This window comes from Bradyrhizobium sp. AT1 (genome assembly GCF_001590795.1).
GTDB lineage: Bacteria > Pseudomonadota > Alphaproteobacteria > Rhizobiales > Xanthobacteraceae > Bradyrhizobium.
In genome coordinates this window covers 2,073,233-2,098,778 of record NZ_JXDL01000001.1, presented here as the reverse complement: position 1 = coordinate 2,098,778, position 25,546 = coordinate 2,073,233, and the positions used below count along the sequence as shown (strand labels likewise).

Genomic DNA, 25,546 nt, shown 5'->3' with positions numbered 1-25,546 from the left:
CGCTAAGCGCCGACATCGGAGTAGGTCGGCATCAATGCGTCGGCCGCCTGGCGGCATGCGGCCGTAAGCGTCTTTACATACCGGTGCATCGAGGCGCGGGCTGTCCGGTTTGCCGGATAAGCCACCGTCAGCGAGAGCCCACGATGCGTACGGAAGAACCAGAGCGCAACCTGCGCGGCCATGCCTTGGTTGATATAGCCTCGTCCATTCCCCTGCTGCAATTCCCGCGCAACGTGTGCACTGCGCGGAGGAAAATTCGAGTCCATATAGGATAGCATGACGCCACCCGTGGCGACGGGTCGGATCGTCGGCAGCCCGGCGGCGAGTTCAAGTACGAGCTCGATCGGCACGTGGGCGAGGCCTCGCCGTTCGTCAAAGTTACGCTGGGCCGTGAAGGCGAGTTGCGCAAACGTTCGTTCTTGGACCTCGAAATCGATGGGCACCAATCCAACGCACCAGCCGGTCGTTCTGAAACCCGGTGCCGATCTTCGCGTCGTTGTGGGAGTGACAATACTGTAGCGCAAGCGCCCAGCCAATTCCCGTTCGGTCAGGGCCGCGCAGGCCAACAGGCCTCCGATCACCCGCGCGCCGGAAGCGTGGCATGCGGACTCGAACGCGGCCATGACGGCATCATCTAGGACATCCACGTGTACATACTCGGCCTGATAGCGATCCTCCAGCACCCCGAGCGGCAACGCGAAAGACGGCGTCCGCCCATCGTTGCGATGCAGGAACGCGATCCACTCCTTCACCTCAGGATCCGCCAACGTTGTCGTGGCTGCGCGCTGGCGCTGACTGCTGCAGTAAGCTAGATAGCTCCCCGGCGGACCGAATTGAAGCGACGTCTGGCCGTCGCGCACAGCGCGATACGCTGAGCGGATCTCCGCCATCAGGAACGCGACAACGGTCGCATCGGCGTGCAAGTGGTCAATGCTTGCAAAGCAAGTGAACCCGGTTGTGTGCTGGAGAGCGCCGAAGCGAAAGCAATCCCACGCGAACGGTGCAGGGGTCGCAATGACATGCTCTTGCCAATCCTCCGCGCTGACCTCACCCAACGTCGAACAGTCCATCTCGATCGCCGCAGGATCCGTCAGTACGTGTCGTACTATTGCTTCGCCGCGCTCCTCGAACCAGCTATGATAAGTGTCGTGCCTACGCAGATGTGCAGTCACAACATGGGTCATGGCCCTGAGGTCACACCGGCCGGCTTCGTCCCACACAACGACAAGCAGCCGCGCCATCGACTCGTGCCGCTGCTCACACGCGCGGAAGGCGCGCAGATGCTGTTCCTGTTCGTAACTGGGTAATACGGGCGACACCGGTGCGAGCTTCGCACTTTCCATTGATGCAGCAGACGGGCGCCAGAGAGTCAGCGTTGCAGGAGGTCCCGACCAGTCGTGCAGCGGACGCAGATCAGTCATGGGCAACCGCTTAGGCTAGATGCAGTCCTTGCATCACCCCGGTTTGTCGGCCAGTGCGCGTACGGTCGTCGCGTCCCCGGCGGGGAGCCGAATGCCGGTGTCGGCTTCAAGTGATCAGCAGTTGGAGCGTCCCGAGTCAGTCGAGGTCGCAATCGCAAAGTGAGCGGCCTGGATTCCCCCTGCGGCGCAAGATGATACCGAGATCCTCGATGATCATATGCCGCAACAACGCGGGCCGCTCGATGGGCGGCGTGCGTCGGGACTCCAGGGGAAGGCGGTCCGCCGGTTCGGCCGCGGCCCCCAAATCCCGCAACGTGGCCGCTCCGGACGGACTCCGCTGCGTCTGGCGAGACGATATATCCCGGTAGTCTGAAGCCAATGCCGACGGCAATAGCACTCACAATCGAAACCTTCTTCCGGCAGATACTTACAATCCAAATACGATACCAAACTAGTGAACTTCAGATCGATCGTCCAGCACGCTGATTGCCAGAGGTCTCACTCCTATTCGGCTGCAAACTCAATGTGCAGGGCCGCGGCTTTCTTCTGCGCGGTCCCAAGATCGCCAGCAACGGAAACGTACCCTCGATTTTTGAGATCGTTGGCGCACTCCTCCTTGGGCCTACAATTTCCATGACGTTCACGCGAGCGGCAGCCTCCTGGAAAGTCCGCAGTCGTGCGCATCGTGGTGCAACAACGATACTCGCGATTGCGGGCATGCGTGGAGTTCGAGATGCTCTCGAGAGAGCATCCCGTGGTTGCACCGTCTCCGTCCTAGACGAAGGCGCCGTGCGCTCGATCGGACCGGACCGATCGACGCGTGATCGCTGGTCAGCTGCAGCTCAGCGGCAGCGGTTGGGAAGGATGGAAATCATACCAGTCATAGCAATCCGGATAGGCGCCGTAGAATCCATAGCCGGACCGGATGCGGCCGAAGTGGTGGAATGCGTGCTGGCGAAAGTCGCCGCCATGACCGGCGAAGCCGAGATGCTCGCCGCCGAACCGGGCGCCTCCGCCGCCAAAACCTCCCGCGTGGCCTATGCCGCCGAAATGCGCGCCGCCGCCGAAGCCCGCATGGCCGCCGCCGAAGCCCCCACCGCCAAAGCCGCCGTGACCACCGCCACCATGCGCGTTGGCCGCACCGATGGCGAGTGTCGAGGCGAGCGCTGCTGTCGCCAGAATCATGATTGTCCGTTTCATGGATGACTCCTCTCGTGTTGCGCTGCTCGGCCATGCTGTGCCTCGAGCAGCGGATGAACAGGCCAGTGATCAGGGAGAGGTAGGGACTATGCGCGCCAGTCCAACTGAATTCGCAGTCAGAGACGTCTGCGCCGCTCGCCAAGGTGATCCCGCCGCATCGCCGCGACGAAAGTGAGGGAGCGGGCCTGCCAGCGCGGCCCGCTCCCTTGTCATTCCATGTGCTGCGTCCCGCCGCGTGATCCGGCTGGTCGCGTCGACGTGATCAGTAGCTGCCCGTGCCGGGTTCGCAGGGCACGTTGTTGCCGGTCCACGGCGCGGTGGCGAAAGCGCCGACGCGCGGTGCCGGAATGCAGGCGCGTTCGCCCTGATAGAACGGTGCGTTCGTTGCGACGGTGTCGGCTTCCACCATGGGCTGCTGCACCATGCGATGGTGCTCACGCGCCATGGCGGGGCCGCCCAGCATGGCGGCTGCGATCAATCCCATCGAAAGCAGTTTGGACGTGGTCATTCGATCTCTCCATTGACGGCATCGGGCCGGATCGAGCCGGCTCGCCTTCGATGTGCGAACGATCGGACGCGATTCAAACGCACGATTTCCTCACCGCGGTTCAACCGCCCGTGAGCTGATCCTGTCTCGCAACCACGATCGTGCGAAAGCATAACATCCGTGGTCCTTGAAACGACAGCGCCTGCGTTGACTGCCTATGTTCGATCCGGCGCAGCTCGCAATGGAGCCCGGAAGATGATCACCACATCGGCGAGACCGATCGCCTCTGCAGTTGTGCTGCGCGTGGAGAGCGAGGCCGACATCATGAACTCGAATTTAATGGCACCCCGGTGGTTGCGGCATTACCTCGTCACGCAGCGGGTGGCCGGCATCAAGCGGCATCAGCGCCGCGCCTCGGCAACGGGCGGGGGTCGATCATGACACCGCGTGCCGCCGAGCAGGAGCATTTGCGCCGCAAGCCAAAGCGCTCTGCGGAACGCCGGATGGCAGCCATGAACCGGATTCTCCTGATCGAGGACGACACCGAGACCGCCGAGGTCATCGTCGCCGAGCTCGCCGATCGCGGCTTCGAGGTGCAGTGGACCGCCGACGGTGTAGACGGTCTCGGCCGGGCCCGCACGTCGAGCCACGATGCCATGATCGTCGATCGCATGCTGCCGGGCATGGACGGGCTGACCGTCATCGAGGCCTTGCGCAAGGATCAGGTCAGGACGCCCGTTCTGGTGTTGAGTGCGCTGGGCGCCGTCGACGATCGGGTGCGCGGGTTGCGCATGGGCGGGGATGATTATCTCACGAAGCCGTTCGCGCTGGTCGAGCTCGTCGCCCGGATCGAGGCGCTGCTGCGTCGGCCGAGCGACAGCCGCCAAACGGTCCTTCAGGTCGGGCCGCTGCAGCTCGACTTGATCGAGCGGACCGCGAGGCGCGGCGAACGTGAGCTCGACCTGCTGCCGCGCGAATTCCGGTTGCTCGAATACATGATGCGCCGGAGCGATCAGCTGCTGACCCGCGCGATGCTGCTCGAGGAGGTCTGGAACTACAAATTCGTGCCAGCCACCACCAACCTGATCGACGTCCATATGGGCCGGCTTCGCCACAAGGTCGACGGTCCCGGCGAGGTGCCGCTGATCCACAACGTGCGAGGCTCCGGCTTCGTTCTGCGCTCGCGGCGGTAGGGGCGGGCCATGCACCAGATCCAGTTGATCCGCTCCAGCACGTTCCTCTGGGCCCTCGCCGTTGCGGCCGCCTTCGCGCTGTTCGTGGTTGCCCTGTTCGCATTCATCTACTGGAAGCTCGATGCCTATCTGGTCGCGCGGTCCGATCGCATGATCACCACGCAGATCCGCTTTATCGCAGACTTGCCCCCGTCCCGCCGCCTGAACGCCATCGCGGATCACCTCGCGCAGGATTCAAGAGGTGTGCAATACGCGGGACTGTTCGATGCCGGCGGCAACAGGCTGGCCGGCAACATCGACCATCTGCCGCGCCAGCTCGAACCCGATGGCGCCGTGCAGGGCGTGCAACTGGATCTATTGCAGAAGCCGACATCCCACGTTCCGGTCGTCAGGGCCGTCGGCAGGCGCCTCGATGGCGGCGATGTTCTGGTGATGGGACGGAACGTCGACGAGACGCGCGAGATCGCGAGCGTGGTGGGCGAGGCTCTCGCCCTGGGCCTGCTGCCGGCCTTCAGCCTTTGCCTGCTCGCCGGTGCCTGGCTCAGCTTCCGCGCGCAAAGACGCGTGGAGGAGGTTAACCAGCGGGTCCAGCGCATCGTCGCCGGCGAGCTTCGCGAACGGCTTCCGGAGAGCGGCGCGGACGATCCGTTCGCGCGGTTGGCCAGGATCGTCAACGGCATGCTCGACGAGATGGAGATGATGATCAATGCGCTCGCCGGCCTCGGAAACGACATTGCTCATGATCTCCGGACTCCGCTGACCCGGGTCCGCCTGGCGCTGGAGCGCGGGCGGACGCATGCGGCAACGCTGGAACAGCTCCAGGACGTCACGGACAAGGCCATCGCCGGCATCGACCAGTCGCTCGCGATCGTGACGGCTCTGCTGCGCCTGACCGAGATCGAGAACAACCGGCGCATGGCCGGCTTTGGCGACGTCGCGCTCGACGAGATCCTGCGCGAGGTCTGCGACCTCTACGAACCCATCGCCGAGGACAAGCGCATCAGGCTCGGTGCCGTCACCGAGCGTCACGTGCAGGTGTGGGGCGACCGGGACCTCTTGTTCGAGGCGGTCGCCAATCTCGTCGACAATGCCATCAAGTTCACGCCGTCAGGCGGACGGGTGGAACTTCGCCTCGACGCCGAGGACGACACTGCGCTGGTGCGCGTGAGCGACACCGGGCCCGGCATCAGCGAGCAGGAGCGCGAGGCGGTGCTGCGGCGATTCTACCGCTCCGACAAGATGCGTAACACGCCCGGCGTCGGGCTCGGACTGAGCCTGGTCGCCGCCATCGTCAAGCTGCACGGCTTCCGGCTGGTCATCGGCCCGGCTCCCGGTGGGCGGATCGAGATCCTTGCCTCGATCGGACGTGCGAGCAGGCCCGTCACGCGCCGGTCGCGGACCTTGCTGCACGCAGACGCGGGCGGGGTGGGATGAGCCCATGACACGCGCTGAGATCATCCAGATTTCTGGACTTATGGAGTGACACATGCAGACCAGCCATGAAATCGTGAGGCGCGATCCTGTTGCCGTGCCGGTTGCAGCGGTGTCGACGCCGTTCCTCACCGCGTATTCCGCGACCATCAGGCGCTTCGATCTGCTCGAGCCGGGGCAGGAGCAGCAACTGGCGCGCCGCTGGCAGGAAACGCGGGACCGGCGCGCTGCGGATGCGCTCGTCACCAGCCATCTTCGCCTCGCCGCGAGGCTGGCGCGAGGTTACCGGGGATATGGCCTGCCGCTGGTCGATCTGATCGCGGAAGCAAATCTCGGCCTCGTGATCGCAGCGTCGCGCTTCGAGCCCGGTCGCGGCGCGCGGTTCTCCAGCTATGCGATCTGGTGGATCAAGGCCAGCATCCACGACTACATCCTGCGGTCCTGGTCGCTGGTCAAGATCGGGACGACCGCTGCGCAGAAGAAGCTGTTCTTCAAGCTACGCGGCGAGATCAGAAAAGCCTCCGGCGGCGTGATGGCGGGGCTCACGCCTGAAATCGCCGAATTGATCGCCGGGAAGCTCGACGTGACAGCGCGCGAGGTGATCGAGATGGACGCGCGGCTCAATGGCGACCTGTCATTGAACGCACGCGTCGGAGACGAGGATAGCGGAACCGAGCTTGAGGCCCTGTTGGTCGACGGGGCGGTCGACGCGGAGACGATGCTGGCCGATCACGAGCAGACGGAGCAGCGCAGCAAGGCCTTGCGTGCGGCGCTGGATGGGCTGGCGCCGCGGGACCGTCGTGTCTTCGAAGCGCGGCGGCTGACGGAATGCCCCGTCACGCTCGATCAGCTCGCCAGGGAGCTGTCCATCTCCAGCGAGCGGGTTCGCCAGATCGAGATCCGCACCTTCGCCAGGGTCAGGCGGGCCGTCATGTTCGCCGCAGAGGATGTGTCGGGCTCCGTCGCGGGCGGAGACTGAATTGCTTTTCATTTGAACGGAGCTCCGCCCCGTCTCACCTCTCCAACGATCCCGCATAAATTTGCTCCAGGCAGGCCATCATGGGAATTGTTCGATTCGCGCTGCGGCTTCCGCACACATTCTATGTGCTTGCGGCGCTGATCCTGTTCCTCGGCGGCATCGCGATCCGCTCGATGCCGACGGACATCTTTCCGGAGATCCAGATCCCGGTCGTCACGGTCATCTGGAGCTACACCGGTCTCTCGACGCCGGAGATGGAGCAGCGTGTCAGCACCTACAGCCAGTACTCGATCAGCGCCAATGTCAGCGGCATCAAGAATATCGAGGCTCAAACCCTCAACGGCCTCTCGATTCAGAAGATCTACTTCCAGCCGGACGTCAATCTCGATCTTGCGATCTCGCAGATCGTCTCGGCTACGAACGCCATCCGCGCGCTGATGCCGCCGGGCATCCAGCCGCCGATCATCGTGCAGTTCAATGCCTCGAGCGTGCCGGTGCTCCAGCTCAGCCTCGAGTCGAACAGCCTGAACGAGCAGCAGCTCTACGATTTCGGCATCTACCGGGTCCGGCAGCAACTGGCCCCCGTTCCGGGCGTGACCCTGCCCACGCCTGCCGGCGGCAAGTACCGCCAGATCATGGTCGATATCGATCCGAACAAGCTGCTGTCGCGCGGATTGACGCCGCTCGACATCGTCAACGCCGTGAACACCCAGAATCTGACGCTGCCGACCGGAACGACCAAGATCGGCGACACGCAGTACACCGTTCGGACCAACGCGACGCCGGCCACCATCCAGGATCTCAACATGATCCCGGTGAAGTTCGCGAACGGAGCCACGATTTTCCTGAAAGACGTCGCCCAGGTCCGTGACGGCGCCCAGGTCCAGCAAAACATCGTGCGGGAGGACGGCCATCGCGCCGTCCTGCTCAGCGTCATCAAGAACGGCAATGCCTCGACGCTCGCCGTCGTTAATGGCGTGAAGGCGGCCCTGAAGTCGATCCGCGCGTCGGCGCCCGCGGGAATGAAGATCAACGAGCTGTTCGACCAGTCGATCTTCGTCACTCATTCGGTCGACGGCGTGCTGCGCGAGGGGGCGATCGCGGCCGGCCTGACGGCACTCATGATCCTGGTGTTCCTGGGATCGTGGCGATCGACGCTGGTTGTCCTGATCTCGATCCCGCTGGCGATGCTGTCCTCGCTGATCGTCCTGTATTTCCTCGGCGAGACCCTCAACACGATGACGCTCGGCGGCCTGGCTCTTGCGGTCGGCATCCTCGTCGACGATTCGACCGTGACGATCGAGAATACGCACCGGCTCTGGACCGAGGAGGGCATGCCGCTGCCGGACGCGACCCTGCACGGGGCGGCCGAGATCGCGGTGCCGACGCTGGTCTCGACGCTTGCGATCAGTTGCGTGTTCACCTCGGTCGTGTTTCTGGAGGGCCCGGCCAAATATTTGTTCACGCCGCTTGGCCTTGCCGTGGTGTTTGCGATGCTAGCGTCCTACGGCCTGTCGCGGACGCTGACGCCGATCACCATCGGTCTGCTGCTGAAGAGCGAGCGGCGTCATGGTGAAGGGGCGCGCCCCTCGAACATTTTCGCGCGCGTCTCCGCCGCCTTCGAACGCGGGTTCGAGCGCCTGCGCGATGGTTATTCCGATCTGCTGCTGAAATTGCTGCGGCATCGGGTGATCATCCCGGTCGTCGCCGTGCTGGTACTAATGCTCGGAGCCACCATGTTCGTCTATGTCGGCCGGGACTTCTATCCCCTGATCGACGGAGGCCAGATTCAGCTCCACGTTCGCGCGCCCGCCGGCACCCGCATCGAGCGTACGGAAGCGATTTTCCAGGCCGTCGAGGACAAGATCCGCGAAGTCATCCCGGAGCGCGACCGGGCGCTGATCGTCGACAATATCGGTCTCCCGGCGCGCGCCTACAATCTCGCATTCACGGACGGCTCGACGATCGGTGTGAACGACGGCGTCATCCTGGTGTCGCTGAAGGACGGGCATAAACCGACTGCGGACTACGTCAAGAAGCTGCGACAAGTGCTGCCGACGGCATTCCCGGAAGATACCTTCTATTTCCAGGCCGCGGATATCGTCACGCAGATCCTGAACTTCGGTCTCCCCGCGCAGATCGACGTGCGCACGGTCGGTTACGGCAACAACAATCTGGCCGTCGCCAAGCAGCTGCAGAAGAGCCTTGCCGCGATCCCCGGCGTCGTCGACGCGCACCTGCAGCAGGAGGTCGATGCTCCTGCATTCTACGCCGACATCGACCGCACCCGCGCCGCGCAACTCGGTCTCAATGCTTCTACGGTCGCGACCAACATCAATGTCAGCCTCTCATCGTCGGCGCAGGTCTCGCCGAATTTCTGGACGGATCCCGCATCGGGTATCCCGTATTACCTGGCGGTGCAGACGCCCGAATATCGTGCCAACTCGCTGAACGCCCTCGGCAACACGCCAGTCTCGGCGTCGCTCGCCGCGAGCGGCCAGACGGTGCCCGGCCTGCTCAGCAATGTCGCGACCTTCAAGCGGGGCACCGTTCCGACCAATTCGAACCAGGCCAATGTGCAGCCGGTGTACGACGTCTATGCGAGCGTGCAGGGCCGCGATCTCGGCAGTGTTGCGGCCGATATCGAGAAGGTGACGTCCAGCCTGCAGAAGCAGCTCCAGCCGGGCAATTCAATTCAGGTTCTCGGCCAGATCCAGAGCATGCATCAATCCTTCCGCGATCTCGGAGCCGGCCTTCTGTTCGCGGCCATCCTCGTCTACCTGCTGATGGTCGTGAACTACCAGAACTTCGGCGATCCCTTCGTCGTCATCCTGGCGCTGCCGGCGACATTCTGCGGCATCCTGACGATGCTGTTCGTCACCGGCACGACTTTGAATGTGCCCTCGCTGATGGGGGCGATCATGGCGATCGGCGTTGCCTCGGCCAATTCCATCCTGCTCGTGACCTTCGCCCGCGACGAGCAATTGAGGGGCCATTCTGCGTTCCAGGCAGCGCTGAGCGCGGGCCGGACGAGAATTCGGCCGGTGCTGATGACCGCAGCGGCCATGATCGTGGGCATGATCCCGATGGCGATCGGCGGGCCCGGCGAAGAGCAGAACGCAGCGCTCGCGCGGGCGGTCATCGGCGGCCTGCTGTTCGCAACACCGACCACCCTGCTGATCGTGCCATACCTGTTCGCCATGCTGCGCAAGGGCAACGACGGCAAGCCTCACCACGGCGTATTCGAGGAGCAACCGGAATGAGCGATGTTCGCGCAAGAAGCGATGACCAGGAGGCAAGCGACCGCCCCGGGGTGGAGAGCCTCCGGATCGTGGAGCTGCCGGGCAGGGGTGGACCACCCCGACGCCGTTACGGTGGTGCGCTGCTCGGAGGAGGCGTGCTCGTGGTGCTCGTGGGTGCTCTCGGCATTGGTGGGTGGCGGCACTACGAGGCCGCCCGCGACGTTGCGAGGGTGGCAGAGCAGGCGCGGACCAACATTCCCGACGTTCGCGTCGCAACCGTCAAGCCTAGCGGCGAGATCATGAAGGTCAGCCTGCCGGCGACGACGACCGCATTCGAGGCCGCCAACATCTTCGCGCGGACCAGCGGCTATATCGAGAAGCGCTACGTCGATATCGGCGATCGGGTCAAGAAGGGCGATCTCCTCGCGGAAATCACTGCGCCGGAGCTGGATCAGCAGATCGCGCAGGCGCAGGCGACGCTCGTCCAGGATCAGGCCGCGCTTCAGCAGGCGCAGGCGAGCCGGGAGCTGGCCGACGTCACCAATTCGCGCGACAGCAATCTCGTCAAGCAGGGCTGGCTGACGGCGCAACAGGGCGATAATGATCGTCTCACCCTGCGGGCGCAGCAGGGGGCGGTGGGTGTCGCCCAGTCGAACATAGCTGCGCAGGAAGCACAGATCCGCGTCCTTCAGCAGGAGAAGGCCTACCAGCGTGTGGTGGCGCCGTTCGACGGCGTGGTGACGCAGCGTAACGTGGACAACGGCAGTCTGGTGCAGGCCGGCTCGACCTTCATGTTCACGATGATGCACTCCGATGTGATCCGAACCCAGGTGTTCGTGCCGCAGGATGAAGCCTTCGGCGTCGGCCCGGGCGTCGAAGCGGACATTCGCGTCCCGGAGATTCCGGGGCGGACTTTCGCGGGCAAGGTCACGCGGATCGCGTCGGCCCTGCAGCCGGGGAGCCGGACGCTGCTGACCGAGATCGACGTGCCCAATCCCGACGGCCTGCTAAGTCCGGGCATCTATTGCACGGTCGAATTATCGATCCCGCGCAAGACGGCATCGATGACGGTTCCTTCCGACGCGCTCGTGTTCGATCAGAAAGGCCTCCATGTCGTGGTCGTGCGGAATGGCACGGTTCATTTTCAACAGGTCTCGATCGCCAGGGATTTCGGGACCACGGTGGAAGTGCGCGAGGGCGTGCAGCCCGGTGACCAGGTCGTGCTCAATCCTGCAGTCAACCTGGCAGAGGGCAGCAAGGTCACCGTTCGCAAGACCGAGACGAGCTAGGAATACCGAGATGATGCGGATCGCACTGTTGACGATGTTGGCTCTGCTGCTCGGCAGTCCTCCGGGCGAAGCGCAGGTCCTGGCGACCGGCAGCACGGCGATGGGCCTGCCGACGGTCCCGGGCGCGATCGTGATCTCGCCGCTCAACAGCCCCGGGCCGTTTTCCGCATCGACCGTGTCAGGTGCCCCGGATACGACCTTGGCACCCGTTCCGCTCGCATCGGATCCGACGACGCCGGGGACGGTGGTGGTCTGTGCTCCACTGTCGTCATCGCCAACGCCGGTGCCGGCGACGCCGAGCGTAACGTCGACCGGCTTTGCACCACCGGGCATCGCTGCTCCGTTGCTGCCGGTGATGGGACAGAACAGCAGCGGCATCGGAACGGTCGCCGCAGCGGCGCCGGCGGGCACAGGTGCGACGGTGGCGTGCAGCTCGACGCCGGGAGGACAGGTGACGAGCGCCGCGTCCCTGCCGCTTTCAATTCCGCAAGTCGCGGCAAGCCCTGCGCCCGGCACGATCGAGGCCGGCATCAGCGGCGCCGGCGGTACGGGTATCGATCCCAATGCCGCCGTCGTGCCCAGCCCGAACAGCTCGGCTTGCATGGAGGGGGTCTCGATGAATCTGGCGTCACCTGCAACGGTGTTGCCGGCGAACGCGACGGGTGCAGCGCCAACGCCGGGCGTATCGCCGGTCCTGCCGCCGGGATGCTGAGATGGGTCGCGGATCGCCCCCTAGTGGCAGGTGCAAGGCGCAGAACCGTCGCCGTCGTGTGACGAGATGCGCGGCATTTCAGCCAGAGCGCGGGCAAAGGCGAGCGCGGGGAGGTCGATCTCCTGGTCGAACAGGGCGCTGACGGGGCCGACGAGATCGAGTGCCAACTGCTGGCGGTTGGATTTCGCCATGATCGCTGCCCACGCCGCCGCAACATTCAGCTCGTAGAAGCGGCATTGCTGGTCTCGGGCCACGGATAATCCCTCGGCGAGCAGCACTTCGGCCCGCGAGAGATCGGACGGGTCATCGGCCAGGAGAATCTCAGCCTTGATCCTCAGCAGATCGGCAAGGCACCACAATTGCGAGCCTTGCCGCGCCATCGACAGGGCCTCCTCCACCTCGGCCAGGGCCTTCGCGGCCTCGCCGCTTGCGAGCAGGCCTTCGGCGAGCGATCCGAGGAATTCCGGATTACGCATCAGCCATCCGTTCTCGGTGCGGGCTTTCAGCCCGCTGCGCAGCAGCGCAATTCCGTCGCCATGCTTGCCTTGCTGAATCAGCAATTGTCCCTTCAGGCAGGACGTCCAGCTGGTCCAAAATGCAATCCCCTCGCGGGTGACGAGCTCGAGAAGCGAGGATATTGCCTGATCGGCGGCGACGAGATCACGTGTCATCAACGCAATCGGACAGACGGCATTCCGAAGTGCGTAGGCGACCGCAAGCTTGTCCTTCTCGCGCTGGGCCTCCTGCAGACACTCGGCGGCGAGAGACCTGCTCTGGCCGATCTTTCCCTGCAACAGCAGTACGCGGGCCAGCATCGCCTTGGCGAGGACGCTCTGGTTGAGCAGAAACCACATCTGGCTTGCGCCGTCGTCCAGTCCATGAGCCGCATGGTCCAGCGAGAGCGTCAGATCACGCCGTGCATCCTCCTGCGCGCCGAAGAAATGCGTGGCTGCGCCGATCAAGCGACGGCCGACGATTTCGTTAGCCGGATTTTCGGTGCGCAGTGCGATTTCGAGGTAGCGTTCGCCAACCTCCCTGGCCTCGGCGTACTGGCCCGAATTGAGGTTGTAGCTCCACAACGTCCAGATCGCCTTGAGCTGAAGCTCGAGATCGGACAATTCCTCGGCCAGCGCGAGACCGATGCTCAGCGCCCCCTTCATGCGGTCCGCCGACCCGGTGGTGTTCAGGAGTGCAAATCCCATCGCAACATAGAGCTGTGCCTTGAGCTTTGGAACGCAGGTGAACTCGGCGCTGAAATGTGCAAGCGCACGCTCGATCCGCGTCGAGCATTCCACGAAGGACAATAGCTGCATCCAGACCGGAACGAAGCCCGCCGTCAGCTCGATCCCAAGCGCCGTATCGCCATTGGGCGAGAACGCCCAATCGAGCGCTGCATGTACGTTTCCGATCTCCTGCCCGAACCGGGAGATGTCGTCGGGGGCAGGAGAGCTGTCGCCGAGCGGCGCGATGACATGCCTGAGAAAACCGGCCTGCCGCCTGGCGACCTCATTGACGAGACCTGCGTTTTCCAGCTTCTCCAGCGCATACGCGCGGGTGCTCTCCAGGAGACGCCATCGTCCCTCGAAAGAGGGGTCCAGCGACACTAGCGATTTTCCAGCCAGATTGAACAGGGTTTCGATCACGTCCGAGCGAGACAGGGTATCCTCCATCATCGCGATCGCCGCATCGAGTGTGAAGCCGGCCGGAAACATCGCGAGCCGGCAAAGCAGGCTCTGCTCTGCCGGCGCCAAGAGATCGTAACTCCAGTCCAGTGTCGCCCGCAGTGTCTGATGTCGCGGCAACTGATCGCGGCGGCCGCCGTTCAGGAGCTCGAAGCGCTTGTCCAGGCGGAGCAGCACGGTGTCGACCCCGAGATTGGCGGCCCGGGCCGCGGCGAATTCCAGTGCGAGCGGAATTCCGTCGAGACGACGACAGATGGCGGCGATCTTCTGAAGCTCGGCGGCGCCCGCAACGAAGCCCGCGCGCAATGCTCGCGTTCGCGCGACGAATAGCTCCACCGCGCTTTCCCGCAGCAGCAACTCCGCGTCATGCGCATCCGCACGCGGAACCGTCAGCGGCGGGATGGCCGCAATGTATTCGCCCTCGATGCGCAGACCTTCGCGGCTGGTCGCAAGAACGGCGGCATTCGGGCAGTAGCGCAGCACGGCACTGGCGATTTGCGCCGCGGCTTCGATGACATGTTCGCAATTGTCCAGAACAAGAAGCAGGCGGCGCGTCCCTATGGCCTGTGCAATGCTTGCGGGCGTCACTTGCCTTTCATTCGAGGCGAGCTTGAGCGCGCGGGCGGTTGCGGATGCTGCGCCTGCCGCATCCTGCAGGGGCGCGAGCTCGACCAGGGCCACGGAATCGTTGAAGGAGGACGCGACGCGGCGTGCCAGCTCGATTGCCAGCTTGGTCTTTCCGATGCCGCCGGCGCCGACGAGCGTCGTGGCCCGATATGCGGACAGCACATCGGTCAATTCGCTCAGGCAATCCTCGCGACCGATGAGAGAGGCGCGGACGCTCGGCAGGTTGTTGGAAAAAGGCATATCGACGGGCACCGGTGCCGCTACCGGGTGATCCAGGTGACCGCTTCGCCAGTCTCCGCTGAGCGTGTATCCGCGGCCCGAGATCGTCTTGAGCAGATTCCGATCCTCGCCCAGCGCCTTGCGGACGGCCGAGATATGAACCTGCAGCGTATTGTCTTCGACGGTCAGGCCGGCCCAGACGCTTCGGATCAAATCGTGCTTGGTGACCAGAAGGCCCGCTGAGCCCACGAGCGTCTCGAGAATTTCGAACGCGCGGCTGCCGATCGGCACCGTCACGCCATCGTACCTCAGCTCTCTCCGTTGGCAATCGATCTGCCAATGTTCGAACGAGAAGATGCGACCGATCGGTGGTGACATTGAGGGCCGTGCTTCAACTCTGCTACCGCGATCCAGAGAAACAGCAACCAGCCCTTGCGATCACAGACCCTTGGCAAGAATTTTGAAGGCGCAAATGGTCTTGAAGCGTCCTACCGGGGGTGGCCGTCGGCGAGTCAAGAAAGTCCGCTCATTCGCCCGCGCTTTACACATCGTCGATGATGGCATTCGACCAGCTCGTACTCGATACACGAATTCGTGACGCCGGGGGCGCCAGAGCACAATGCTCCGGAAGGGCGAACAGCAATCGCAAGAACGGCGGCTTGACCGTGAGCCGCCGTTCTTGGTTCCGCCGAGAGGATCGAGAATCCGGAACGTTGATACGATCAACTTCCAGTCGTCGTCGGCACCGGACCTGCTCCAGTTTGCGAGCTCAATAGCCCGACACGGGCTCGCAGGGCGGCCGGCGCCACGGAGCGGTTGCATACGCGCCGACGTCGGGAGCGCGGGCGCAGGCGCGCTTGGAGGTGACTGGAACGCGCTGGGCCGACGCGTAGGCATCGACGGTGGTTCGCTTGGCGCTACCTTCGCGAGCCATCGCGGGAGAGGCAATCATGGCTGCGACCACCAATCCGGCCGACAAGAGCTTCACTGTCGTCATTGAACATCTCCTTGAGAAAGCGAAGCCGGGAACGTCCCGGCCTCCATGCGAGAGATGCACATGCGCGTGCGGAATCCGCAGTGCCTATCGAACGAACATTTTCGCCTTTGCACGAAGTCGTCGCGGCCGCGTCGGCTCGCAACATTGAGGGCGATGTAATTGACCTTGCTTCAGAGCTCCGCGGGGGGCGCGCCGCATGATGCGGCGAGCTCCCCGATTGCGGAGGTGGCTTTCATCACCGCTGCTCGTGACGGATGTCGAGGTGGCCAGCGGCGAATACGGGCGCGGCACCACCCGGCCGCTCGAGGCCCATTCGCCCTGCGGGCGTCAGCGCGCCGCCGTTCAGCACGTCGCGATCAGGATACATCGATGCGAAGGTTGCCGGCTCCTGATCGGCGAAGGACCAGGCTGCGGACGCGGACGAAATCGTTGCCGTTGAGATTAGTGCCGCGGCAATCAGGATCTTGAATGTATTCATGACGATTCTCCATTTCTTGCTCTGTGCGGAGAGTCGCCCGGCGATGATCGCTGCTCGGCTGGTGGCGTTTCCGGAAAGTGTTTTTGATAAAGACTATGTAGGTCGGCCCGACGAAAAATCCCGGCGGATCTGCATCACTGTTGCGGGAAGAATCTGTCAGTATTGTCAGAGATCTCGCGCGATCGTGCGTGGTCAAACGGCGTCCGGCTCCCGTTGGTGGGGAGCAGGTTGTTTGAACATGTGGAGTGTGAGCAATGAGATTGTTTTCCGTCGTTTGCGTTGTCGCCTGTGTCGCGCTCTCGGGCGCTGCGTCTGCCCGCGGCGGCATGGGTGGGCATATGTCGATGGAGCGCGGCGGCACGCTCGGTACCAGCGCTGCCGCGCCCGGAACGAACTCACTGGGCACGGCGCTGCCGGGATCCGAAGAGGGTGGTCACGCGATGAAGGGGCCATCGCTCGGTACGGACCCGACCATCGACAAGGATGATGCACGGCTCGAGAAGATGCTCGAAGGATCAATCTGCCGCGGTTGTTGAAAGGCGCGCATTCAAGACAGGGGCGGGGGGCTGCGCTGTTCGGCCACCTGTGTCTTTCGATAGGGATGGTGGTAGGCTGGGTAGGAAATGATGAGACCGCTTGGGGCTGTCCCGATGATGGCTGAGCCGGGCAATCGTCCCGTCTACACCTGCGCGGAATGGGAAATCGATCTTGCCAGGCGCGAATTGCGACTGAGCGGAGAGCTCGTCCCCTTGGGAGGGCGTGCCTTTGAAATCCTTGCGGAGCTGGCCCAGGCGCAAGGCCAGCTCGTCACCAAGAACGATCTGACGGAGCGGGTCTGGCGGGACGTCTTCGTCGAGGAGAGCGCGCTTCGCGTGCACATCGCCGCGATCCGAAAAGCCCTGGCTGGCGATCGCGACATGGTGTCAACGACCGTTGGCCGCGGCTATCGCCTGCTCGGCGCGTGGCGGGTTCGCGATAATACGGAGCTCCCACTCCAATCAGCCGCAGGCACATGGCCGCTGTCAGTCAACATTCCCAACGCGTCATTCGATCTGATCGGCCGGAGCACGGCAATCGCCCAATTATGGCGGCTGCTCGCGGCCTATCGTGTGGTGAGCCTGATCGGGCCTGGCGGCATCGGAAAGACGGCGCTGGCGCTCGAAGCCGCCAGGACGCCGCCGCCCAGCTTTGCGGCGGACAGGCTGCTGGTCGAACTGGCCTCACTGTCCGATCCCCGGCTCGTCTGCTCGGCCATCGCCAGCGTGCTTGGCACCAAGCTCGAGGGCGAGGAGATTTCGCCTGAAGCCATCGCGCGTGCGATCGGCTCTCGATCCTTGCTGCTCATTCTCGACAATTGCGAGCATGTCATCGACGCCGTCGCTCAGCTGGCCGAGCTGTTGGTCAGCCGCTGCGCAGGCACGGTCATCGTTGCGACGAGCCGGGAGGCGCTGCGCATCGAGGGAGAGCAGGTTTACCGCGTGCCTCCTTTGGGGGTGCCGCCCGAGACGGGGCACGAGGCGGCCGGCGCATCCGCATACGGCGCGGTAGAACTGTTCACCAGCAGGGCGAAGGCGCTGGGGTCGAGCTTTGCGCTCGATGAGGAAAACATCGGTGCCGTCGCGGCCATCTGCCGGCGCCTCGACGGCATTCCGCTTGCGATCGAGTTCGCTGCGGCGCGGGCGGTCATGCTCAGCCCGCCGAAGATCGCGGCGCTGCTCGATGACAGGTTCAAGTTCCTGACGACCGGCCGGCGCACGGCGCTGCCAAGACAGCAAACGCTGCGTGCAACGCTCGACTGGAGCTATGATCTGTTGCCGGAGGACGAGGCGTGGCTGCTCCGTCAGCTCGGCATCTTCGCCGGTGAATTCCAGCTCGATGCTGTGATCGCTGTTGCCGGCGACGGCGCCCGCGACGTGACCAGCCAGCTTGCGAGGCTGGTGGCAAAGTCGCTGGTTGTCGTGGATATTCGCGACGATAGGCCCAACTACCGCCTGCTCGATACGACGCGCGCCTATGCCGTGGAGAAGTTGCATGCTGGCGGAGAATATGCCGATGCGGCACGCCGCGAGGCGAAGTACTATTCGGGATTCTTCGCCGCTGCCGAGGCCGACAGCGAAGTGATGCTGCAGGCGGAGTGGCTCGCCATCTATGGCCGCCACATCGACAACGTGCGGACCAGCCTCGATTGGGCCATCTCGTCCGGTGGAGACTCGCAGGTGGGCGTGGCGTTGACGGCGGCGGCGGTCCCGCTCTGGGTGCAATTGTCGCTCCTCGCCGAATGCCGCGAGCGGACCGAGCTTGCGTTGGCGCACCTCGATCAGGCCGCGGCGAATGCGTCGCGGCTTCGGATGGAGTTGTCGGCCGCGCGCGGCTGGTCGCTGATGTACGGCGTCGGAAGGGCGAGGGAGGCCGGTCCTGCCTGGGCAGCAACGCTCGAGCTTGCCGAGCAGCTCGGCGACAGGGACTATCAGTTGCGCGCGCTTTGGGGCCTCTGCATCGATCAGTTCAACAACGGCGAATTCCGCAAGGCGCTCGAATTCGCGAACCGTTTTGCAGAAGTCGTGGCCGATTCCGGCAGTCCCGTCGATCGCATGATGGCCGACCGGCTTCTTGCGACCACCCTGCATTATCGCGGCGAACAGCGGCTGGCATATCATCATATCGAGCGAACCCTGTCGCGCCTTTCGGACCTTGCGGCAAAGCCGCAGGTCATCCGTTTCCGCTTCGACCTGCGGGTCTCGGCGCGCTACTTCCAGGCGCGGATCCTGTGGCTGCTTGGTCTTGCGGACCAGGCCTTGAGCGTCGTCGACCAAAACGCCGAGGAGGGCCGCGCCAGCGGCCACGCACTCACCTATTGCAGCGTTCTCGGCCAGGGTGCCTGCCCGATCAGCTTTCTCGCCGGCGACCTCGACGCGGCCGAACGCTATTGCGCGATGCTGCTCGAACACACCGAGCGTCATCCGATCCGCCTGTGGAACCTATGGGCGCGCGCCTTCAGGGGCCTGCTGATTGTGCGGCGGGGTGACCTCGCGACCGGATTGCCGCTGCTACGCAGGGCGCTTGAACTTGCGGGCGAGGCCCGCTTCCTGCCTCGCTTTCTGCTGCTCCTTGGCGAACTCGCCGCATCTCTCGGAGAAGCCGGTGAGGTGTCGCAAGGACTTGCGGTTGCCGACGAGGCGCTCGCGCGCTGCGAGGCGAGGGAAGAGGGATGGTATGTCGCCGAGCTCTGGCGTATCAGGGGCGAGTTGCTGCTGCATCCAGGCGAGCACCGCTCGCCACACGATGCCGCGCAGGCCTTCGACAGGGCGTTCGAGGTGGCGCGGAGCCAGGGTGCATTGTCCTGGGAGCTGCGAACCGCGATCAGTGTGGCACGATTGCGCAAGGATGGGGGGCATCCCGCCGACGCCCGCAACGTACTCGCTGCTGCGTGCGGCAAGTTCACTGAAGGTTTCGAGACCGTGGATTTCCTCAACGCGCGTGCCATGATGGCCAAGCTGACGCCGTAGCGATGCCCCGGGGGCGGCATCCGATCAGACTGATCGGATGCTGCTGCGGCCTCGGTGAGCACCGCATTCCCGCGCTCTGGAACGTTCCACAATTCACGCACGCAGCTTGCACCGGCGGTCCGCAGGCGTCGTTCGAGAGTGCACGCCTCTTTCGCGATGGCACGGCCGAATGGTCACTTGGCCGCAAGGGAGCATGGGTACGGAGGCCTCAGCTCGGCGAGCAGGCTGCGTGCCGTGGCGAGACTGCGCGTCTGGAACCCCTCGGTAAATTGTCGATAGACGGGAGCAAGCACATCGTGCGCTTCCCGGCTGCGGCCGACTCGTTGCCATAGCCTGGCCAGCGCGATTGCCGCGCGAAGCTCATAGCCGAGCGCCCCCTGATCGCGGGCGACGTCGAGTGCCTGCAAGAGGGTGAGCTCCGCTTGCGGAAGATCCGGATGGGTCTTCCGCATCAGCGCCTCGGCCCTGGCGCGCAACATGTCGGGCATGTCCATCATGAATTTGCAGTGCCGGGCCTCGGCGAGCGCCTGATCGATGGTGTCGAGGGCTTCCTCGCCCTGGCCTGCCGCCGCAAGGGCTTCGGCGAGCGCCATGCGAAGCCCGGCGACGGCACCGAAAGACCGGCTCTGCAGCTTCTCGATCGCGCCTCTCAGCGTGGCGAGGCCGACACCGGTCTCGTTCCTGGCCAGCAACGTGATCCCCTTCATGGCCTCGCCGACGATCTGGAGGATGGCGAGGTCGTGCCTTCGCGCCTCCACGATGAATCTGTCGATATGCTCTTCGCATTCGCCCGTGTCGCCGTTCCAGAAGAAGACGCCGAATGCCCATGGCAGCGCTCTGCAGAACATGACCGGATGGTTTGCTGCGATGACGTCCGAAATGGCTCTCCGCACCATTTGCGCCGCGCGGTCGGGATATCCCTGAAGCCAGAGCACGCGCGCAAGGGTGATTTGAGCGCGTTTGGGATATTCGAGCGTGAGGACGCTCGAGACGTCTGCATCGAGGCCGGGATGCTGGAATGCCGCCTCCACATACGAGCGGGAGCGAGCGAACTTGCCGAGATATTGGCAGGAGATGCTCAGCAGCACGCGCATGCGCGCCACCGCGATGGAATCGCCGCCGGCAAGGGCGATGGCTTCGCCGCGCCTGGCCGTGTCCAAGGCCTCGTCATACTTGCCGACGAATATCTGCAGCAGATGCAACTGGTCGATCAGGCGGATCTGGCCGGGGATGTCGCCGATCGCCTCTGTCAGCTCGAGTGCCCGTTTCAGGTGATTTGCCCCGACGTCATCGAGCTGTCCCGTGAGCATGCGGGCAGCGCCCAGCGCAGCGTGAAGAACGAGGCTTTGGCGGACGCTTCCATCGCCGTCGCCGAGTGCCGCGATGGCGCGGGTGACCCAGAGCTCGCATTCCGCCAGCAGCGACAGCTTGAAGAACAGCGGTATCGACGCCGCAACGAGCGCGACGCCGGTTCCGCGGTCTCCCTGATCCGAGAAGCACCAGATCAGTGCGGCGCGGATGTTGCCGAATTCCTCGATAACCGCGCCAAGATCCGGGCGTCTCGCTTCGCTGCCGAACGTCTCGAGCAGGCCGACGAAATAGCGGGCGTGACGTCGCGAGATCGCGGCGACGTCGCCGCTGGCCGCGAGCTTCTCCTGCGCATAGGCCCGGGTCGAATCGGCAAGGCGATAGCGGTGCGGTTGCGATCCGGTGTTCAGGGCAAGCATCGACTTGGCGACGAGGTTGTCGATGATCGCCAGGATCAGGTCGTCATCCTCCGTATCGGCGGCAATCGATCGCGCGGCGTCCAGGGTCATGCTGCCGACGAACACGGACAGTCGGCCGAGGATCACGCGTTCCGGTTCGGACAGAAGATCGTAGCTCCACTCGATGGTTGCGCGCAGCGTCCGGTGTCGGGGCAGTGCGGTGCGTCGTCCTTCCCAGAGCAGGTTGAGATGCTGGTCGAGGAGCCGGACCATCGCCCGTGCGCCATATGTGCCGGCATGGCCGGCGGTGAGCTCGATGGCCAGCGGAATGCCGTCGAGCCGACGGCAGAGATCGCCGACATCGGAGGCGTTCGCATCCGTCAGCGCGAACGCACCGCCTCCTGCGGTGGCGCGCTCGACGAAGAGCCGCACGGCAGGATAGGCGAGGGCGTCCGCCGCAGTCAGAGCCGTCTTCTCCGGCGGGCAGGGCAGCGGCGGGAGACGGTATGTGAACTCGCCTTCGACACGCAGCAATTCCCGGCTGGTCGCCAGGATGTGCAGCTCCGGCGCTGCCTGGTAGAGCAGCTCGGCCAGCGCAGCCGCTGCGTCGATGACGGGCTCGCAGCAGTCCAGAATGAGCAGCATGCGTCTGTCGCGCTGGAATGTCGCGAGGCTGCCGGTCGGATCATTCGATCGCGCCTGTAGCCCGAGCGAGGACGCGACGAACGCTGGCACCGCAGCGGCGTCGCCGGACTCGCCGAGACCGACGAAGTGGACATGACCGGCGAAGTCGGCGAACAGGGCATGGCCTGCGGAAAGCGCAACCGTGGTCTTGCCGATGCCGCCCGGGCCGACGATCGTGACGAAGCGTTTGGCTGTCAGTCGTTCCGAGATGCCCTGGATGGCTTGCTCGCGCCCCACCATCTGCCGGGGATGCGCAGGCAGATTATGAGGGTAGGCCGGATCCGCCGATACTGCTTGCACTTGATCCGGGCGGAAAACCGCAGCGACGAAGCAGTAGCCCTGGCCGGAGACAGTGCTCAAATATCGGGCGCCGTCGTTACCGTCTCCGAGTGCCTTGCGGAGTGCGGCGATATGGACACGCAGCTTGTTTTCGTCGACCTCGGTGCCCGGCCATGCCTTGGCGATCAAATCCGTCTTGCTGACGACATTGCCCGCCTGCCGGACCAGCGTGAGCAGGAGCTCGAATGCAGGAGCCGATATTTGTAGCGTGACTCCATCTCTCTCGACCCGCTTCTGCGAGGGATCGAGCCGAAACGGTCCGAACACGAAGATCTCACGGGCGGCTCCGTCTCGGGCGGAGCCGCCAGCAGCGATGATCACGTTGTTGCTTTGCGAGCGGGTGGCCATTTGGGGGATATCAACCCGGCGCACGACTCGTCACGCTTTATGACGTTCTACGATTTGGAAGCACACCAAACGAGCCAACGTAGTGCTCCGTGAAAGCTAACATCCGGTCGTTTTGGGGTAAAGGATCGCGGCCTATCACTTTCGTCTGGGCGAGAGCGTCTCATCCGATCAAGGCGGGCCTAAGAATGTCTTCCAGCCCGATCCGGCGCAGCAGTTCCGCGCGGACGCTTTCGACAACCGCGCTGACCATTGCGGCCCCGTCATCATCCGGACCAAAATGGACCCGCAGCGGACGCTGGCCGAACGGCATGTCGACGATACCGGCTATGGCGGTTGCGATGTTCTGGACAGTCCGATCCTGCGCCGGAAGCTGCGCGAGTGCCGAGAGCGCAATCTCACTCACGTCGGCCGTCGGACCATCTGCGTATTCCTCGGCCCTGACGGTGTCGCGCGGCCGGCCCGAGCGAATGTAATGGCCGGGTCCAAGCGCGCTCGGGACGACGATGGTGGTCTCGACACCCCAACGTGCGAGTTCGCCGGCATAGCCGAGTGCCAGCGCATCCAGCGCAGCCTTCGACGAGGCATAGGCTGCTAGAAAGGGAAGCGAAGCTCCTCGCGCGCTGCTCGACGTGATCCAGACCAGCAGGCCCTGACCCTGCTTCCGCAACTGTGGCAATGCGGCCCGGTTGAGCCGCTGCGCGCTCAGCACGTTGGTGTCGTAGAGCTCGGCGAGCTGATCCGGGGTGAAAGCCTCTGCCGGTCCATAGACCACTTGCCGGGCATTGTGCACGATGACGTCGAGGCGGTTGTTCTCCGCGACGATGGCATCGATCGCCGAGCTCACGGAGGCTTCGGATGCGATATCGAACGCGATGGTTCTGACGTCCACGTCATGCCCGCCAGCCTCTTCGCCCAATTCGTCGTGGCCTTCGGTCTCTTGCATCGACACGTAGACGGTGTGGCCGGCTTGAGCCAGTTTCCTGCAGGTGGCGCGCCCGATGCTGTTTGCGGCTCCTGTGACGATGATCACTTTGTTCATTCGATTCCCGATCGCATTCCAGCTTCCGCAAGGCCGCCCGGCGCCGCCACGACACCTTCATCGGCCGGCGGTCGACTGAAATAGGGGCTTGGAACAAGAGGGGTCTTTCGGGCCAGGCGAGCGATTTCCAGATCGCACGAAAATTTCCAGACAGCCCGAAAATCGACGCGACGGGGATCGCTGCGGCCGGACAGGCTTGAGCGTGCTTTCGCGAAATTGACGGGGGAGTTCAGAAGACCGGGCGTGCGCGCGCCGGTTACAAGGATCTCGGGCCGCTTGATGAGATGGGCGGTGGGGTCGGTCGATGAGGGCGGCCCGCGTGCTGCACGGAGAAGAGATGAACAACTCGGGCAACATGTCGCGTTCGGGACTCGGCTCGCTGGTGGTGATTGCGGCCGTCCTCGGAGGCGCCGCTGCAGCGTTCGCATATACTGCAGGCTGGCTGTCGCCCGGTCGCCTGACGCCGGAGCGGATGATCGCGGCGCTGGCGCCACCGGGCGGCGCGCCGCTCGGGCATCGGCGCAATCATGCCAAGGGGATCTGCTTCACCGGGGTCTTCGAAGCAAACGGAAATGGCCGGGCGCTCTCGCGGGCCAAGGTGTTTGAGCGGGGCAATTATCCTGCGCTGGGCCGCTTCAATCTCGGCACGGCGGATCCGAACGCCGTCGATGCAACCGTACGCGTCCGCGGTTTGGGCTTGCAGATCACGGCGGGCGGCGAGGAGTGGCGGATGGCGATGATCAACCCGCCGTTCTTTGCAGTTTCCACGCCGCAGTCGTTTCACGACCTGCTGATTGCGTCCGGTAAAAAGGATCCGGACGCGATGAAGACTTTCATTCAGGCAAATCCGGAATTCGCCGCCTTCGCGACCTGGGCCAAGACGGCGCCCTGGACCGCGAGCTACGCAGAGGAGCCTTACCACGGGCTCAACAGCTTCATCTTCACGGACGCAGAGGGCGGTGAACACGCGGTGCGATGGTCGCTGTTGCCGGCGGCGCCTGTCGTCCCGATATCGCAAACCGAGCTGGAAAAGCGCGGTCCGGATTTTCTCGAGCAGGAGATCGTGGAGCGGGTACGCGCATCCGGCCCGCAACGCTGGACCATGGTCACGACGGTTGCCGATCCCGGCGACCCGACCGCGGATCCGAGCAAGGCCTGGCCGGAGGGCCGCCGCACAGTTCAGGTCGGAACCCTCGTCGTGCAGCAGATCGAACAGGAGCGGGACGGGCCGTGTCGCGACATCAATTTCGATCCGACCGTGCTGCCGCGTGGGATCCGGCTGTCGGACGATCCGTTCCCCGCTGCGCGCTCGTCGGTCTATCGCAAGTCCTACGACCTTCGCGCCGCCGAGGCCAGTGACTATCCGAGAACCGGGACCGCCAAGCCATGAACAACGAGGCCCATCGTTTCGCGCCGATCCAGCGGCTTCTGCATTGGCTGATGGCGGCGTGCATCATTGCCATGCTCTTCATCGGTGTCGGCATGGTATCGACCGTGACGCCCGAATATCCGTCGCTCATCCTGATCCACGAGACGCTCGGCGTCACTCTTCTGCTGCTCGTCGCGATCAGGCTGGCGCTGCGGCTGCACTACGGCGCGCCGCGATTGCCGGCTGACCTTCCGCACGCGATCAGGCTGGCAGCGCGATTGTCGCATCTTGCCCTCTATGGCTTCATGATCATCATGCCGCTATTGGGGCTCGGCATGCTCTGGGCCGCGGCCTATCCGGTCGTCCTGCTTGGCGGGATTCAGATTCCGGCGTTGCTGCCGCAGAGCGACCGCGCGCACACGCTGCTGTGGAACAGCCATGTCTATCTCGGCTTCACGTTCTTTGCCCTCGTGCTGCTGCACGTAGCGGCAGCGCTGTTTCACGCGTTGATCCGCCGTGACGGGGTTTTCAGATCAATCGCACCCCTGCCACTGCGGAACACCACCGCGCCGGCCGAATGAGCGCCTCGCACGCCGGC

The 25,546-nt window shown here is 64.3% G+C and carries 19 protein-coding genes; 11 read left to right on the top strand and 8 right to left on the bottom strand.

The genetic code is table 11. The features are described from left to right. Positions 1–2: 2 nt before the first annotated feature. The 3 genes from SE92_RS10115 to SE92_RS36590 form a co-directional block, all read right to left on the bottom strand. Entirely contained in the window at positions 3–1,421 is a 1,419-nt protein-coding gene (locus tag SE92_RS10115) for a condensation domain-containing protein (RefSeq protein WP_084251784.1), read from the bottom strand. An 831-nt stretch (positions 1,422–2,252) separates the two neighbouring features. Then, on the bottom strand, positions 2,253–2,621 hold the full coding sequence (locus SE92_RS10110) for a hypothetical protein (RefSeq protein WP_063195570.1): 369 nt from the start codon (positions 2,619–2,621) through the stop codon (positions 2,253–2,255). A gap of 262 nt (positions 2,622–2,883) precedes the next feature. Next, on the bottom strand, positions 2,884–3,129 hold the full coding sequence (locus SE92_RS36590) for a hypothetical protein (RefSeq protein WP_063195569.1): 246 nt from the start codon (positions 3,127–3,129) through the stop codon (positions 2,884–2,886). Positions 3,130–3,363: 234 nt separating this feature from the next. Between SE92_RS36590 and SE92_RS36585 the strand changes: the two genes are divergently transcribed. From SE92_RS36585 to SE92_RS35760, 7 genes are all read left to right on the top strand, one after another. Then, positions 3,364–3,549, top strand: a complete 186-nt coding sequence (locus SE92_RS36585; RefSeq protein WP_063195568.1) for a hypothetical protein — start codon at positions 3,364–3,366, stop codon at positions 3,547–3,549. Between the two features lie 71 nt (positions 3,550–3,620). Next, positions 3,621–4,301, top strand: a complete 681-nt coding sequence (locus tag SE92_RS10095) for a response regulator transcription factor (RefSeq protein WP_063203435.1) — start codon at positions 3,621–3,623, stop codon at positions 4,299–4,301. A gap of 9 nt (positions 4,302–4,310) precedes the next feature. Beyond that, positions 4,311–5,735: a sensor histidine kinase gene (locus tag SE92_RS10090; protein WP_063195567.1), complete on the top strand. Its 1,425-nt coding sequence runs from the start codon at positions 4,311–4,313 to the stop codon at positions 5,733–5,735. Between the two features lie 52 nt (positions 5,736–5,787). Next, positions 5,788–6,711, top strand: coding sequence for an RNA polymerase sigma factor RpoH (gene rpoH / locus SE92_RS10085; protein WP_063195566.1), 924 nt, complete (start codon positions 5,788–5,790; stop codon positions 6,709–6,711). Between the two features lie 80 nt (positions 6,712–6,791). Next, a complete protein-coding gene (locus SE92_RS10080; RefSeq protein ID WP_063195565.1) occupies positions 6,792–9,974 on the top strand; it encodes an efflux RND transporter permease subunit in 3,183 nt (1,060 codons plus the stop codon). Further along, positions 9,971–11,242: an efflux RND transporter periplasmic adaptor subunit gene (locus tag SE92_RS10075; protein ID WP_063195564.1), complete on the top strand. Its 1,272-nt coding sequence runs from the start codon at positions 9,971–9,973 to the stop codon at positions 11,240–11,242. Before SE92_RS10080 ends, SE92_RS10075 begins: the two co-directional genes overlap by 4 nt. Positions 11,243–11,252: 10 nt before the next feature. Further along, positions 11,253–11,954, top strand: a complete 702-nt coding sequence (locus tag SE92_RS35760) for a hypothetical protein (RefSeq protein WP_157095287.1) — start codon at positions 11,253–11,255, stop codon at positions 11,952–11,954. Positions 11,955–11,974: 20 nt separating this feature from the next. Here the strand turns inward: SE92_RS35760 and SE92_RS10065 are convergent, their stop codons facing one another. The 3 genes from SE92_RS10065 to SE92_RS10055 all read right to left on the bottom strand — a co-directional run bounded on the left by SE92_RS10065 (position 11,975) and on the right by SE92_RS10055 (position 15,957). Then, positions 11,975–14,779 carry an ATP-binding protein gene (locus SE92_RS10065; RefSeq protein WP_245324524.1) on the bottom strand — a complete coding sequence of 935 codons (2,805 nt, stop codon included), beginning with the start codon at positions 14,777–14,779 and terminating at the stop codon, positions 11,975–11,977. Between the two features lie 472 nt (positions 14,780–15,251). Then, positions 15,252–15,479: a hypothetical protein gene (locus SE92_RS10060; RefSeq protein WP_063195561.1), complete on the bottom strand. Its 228-nt coding sequence runs from the start codon at positions 15,477–15,479 to the stop codon at positions 15,252–15,254. A gap of 235 nt (positions 15,480–15,714) precedes the next feature. Further along, positions 15,715–15,957, bottom strand: a complete 243-nt coding sequence (locus tag SE92_RS10055) for a hypothetical protein (protein WP_063195560.1) — start codon at positions 15,955–15,957, stop codon at positions 15,715–15,717. Positions 15,958–16,211: 254 nt separating this feature from the next. On the opposite strand from SE92_RS10055, the gene SE92_RS10050 reads away from it, so the two are divergent. Together SE92_RS10050 and SE92_RS10045 are read left to right on the top strand one after the other, a co-directional pair. Continuing rightward, positions 16,212–16,493, top strand: coding sequence for a hypothetical protein (locus SE92_RS10050; RefSeq protein WP_063195559.1), 282 nt, complete (start codon positions 16,212–16,214; stop codon positions 16,491–16,493). 114 nt (positions 16,494–16,607) lie between these two features. Continuing rightward, the gene (locus SE92_RS10045) at positions 16,608–19,463 is read left to right on the top strand and encodes an ATP-binding protein (protein WP_245324522.1); all 2,856 of its coding nucleotides are present in this window, start codon (positions 16,608–16,610) and stop codon (positions 19,461–19,463) included. Positions 19,464–19,636: 173 nt separating this feature from the next. Here SE92_RS10045 and SE92_RS10040 read toward each other — a convergent pair whose 3' ends face one another. Both SE92_RS10040 and SE92_RS10035 read right to left on the bottom strand, forming a co-directional pair. Beyond that, positions 19,637–22,459: an ATP-binding protein gene (locus SE92_RS10040; protein ID WP_245324519.1), complete on the bottom strand. Its 2,823-nt coding sequence runs from the start codon at positions 22,457–22,459 to the stop codon at positions 19,637–19,639. A gap of 241 nt (positions 22,460–22,700) precedes the next feature. Continuing rightward, positions 22,701–23,579 (bottom strand): SDR family NAD(P)-dependent oxidoreductase, encoded by an 879-nt coding sequence (locus SE92_RS10035; RefSeq protein ID WP_063195556.1) that lies wholly within the window; start codon positions 23,577–23,579, stop codon positions 22,701–22,703. A 304-nt stretch (positions 23,580–23,883) separates the two neighbouring features. Here SE92_RS10035 and SE92_RS10030 point away from each other — a divergent pair, with 304 nt between their 5' ends. Both SE92_RS10030 and SE92_RS10025 read left to right on the top strand, forming a co-directional pair. Continuing rightward, positions 23,884–24,969, top strand: a complete 1,086-nt coding sequence (locus SE92_RS10030; protein WP_245324517.1) for a catalase family peroxidase — start codon at positions 23,884–23,886, stop codon at positions 24,967–24,969. After that, a complete protein-coding gene (locus SE92_RS10025; RefSeq protein WP_063195555.1) occupies positions 24,966–25,529 on the top strand; it encodes a cytochrome b in 564 nt (187 codons plus the stop codon). The genes SE92_RS10030 and SE92_RS10025 overlap by 4 nt, the downstream gene beginning before the upstream one ends. Positions 25,530–25,546: the final 17 nt, after the last annotated feature.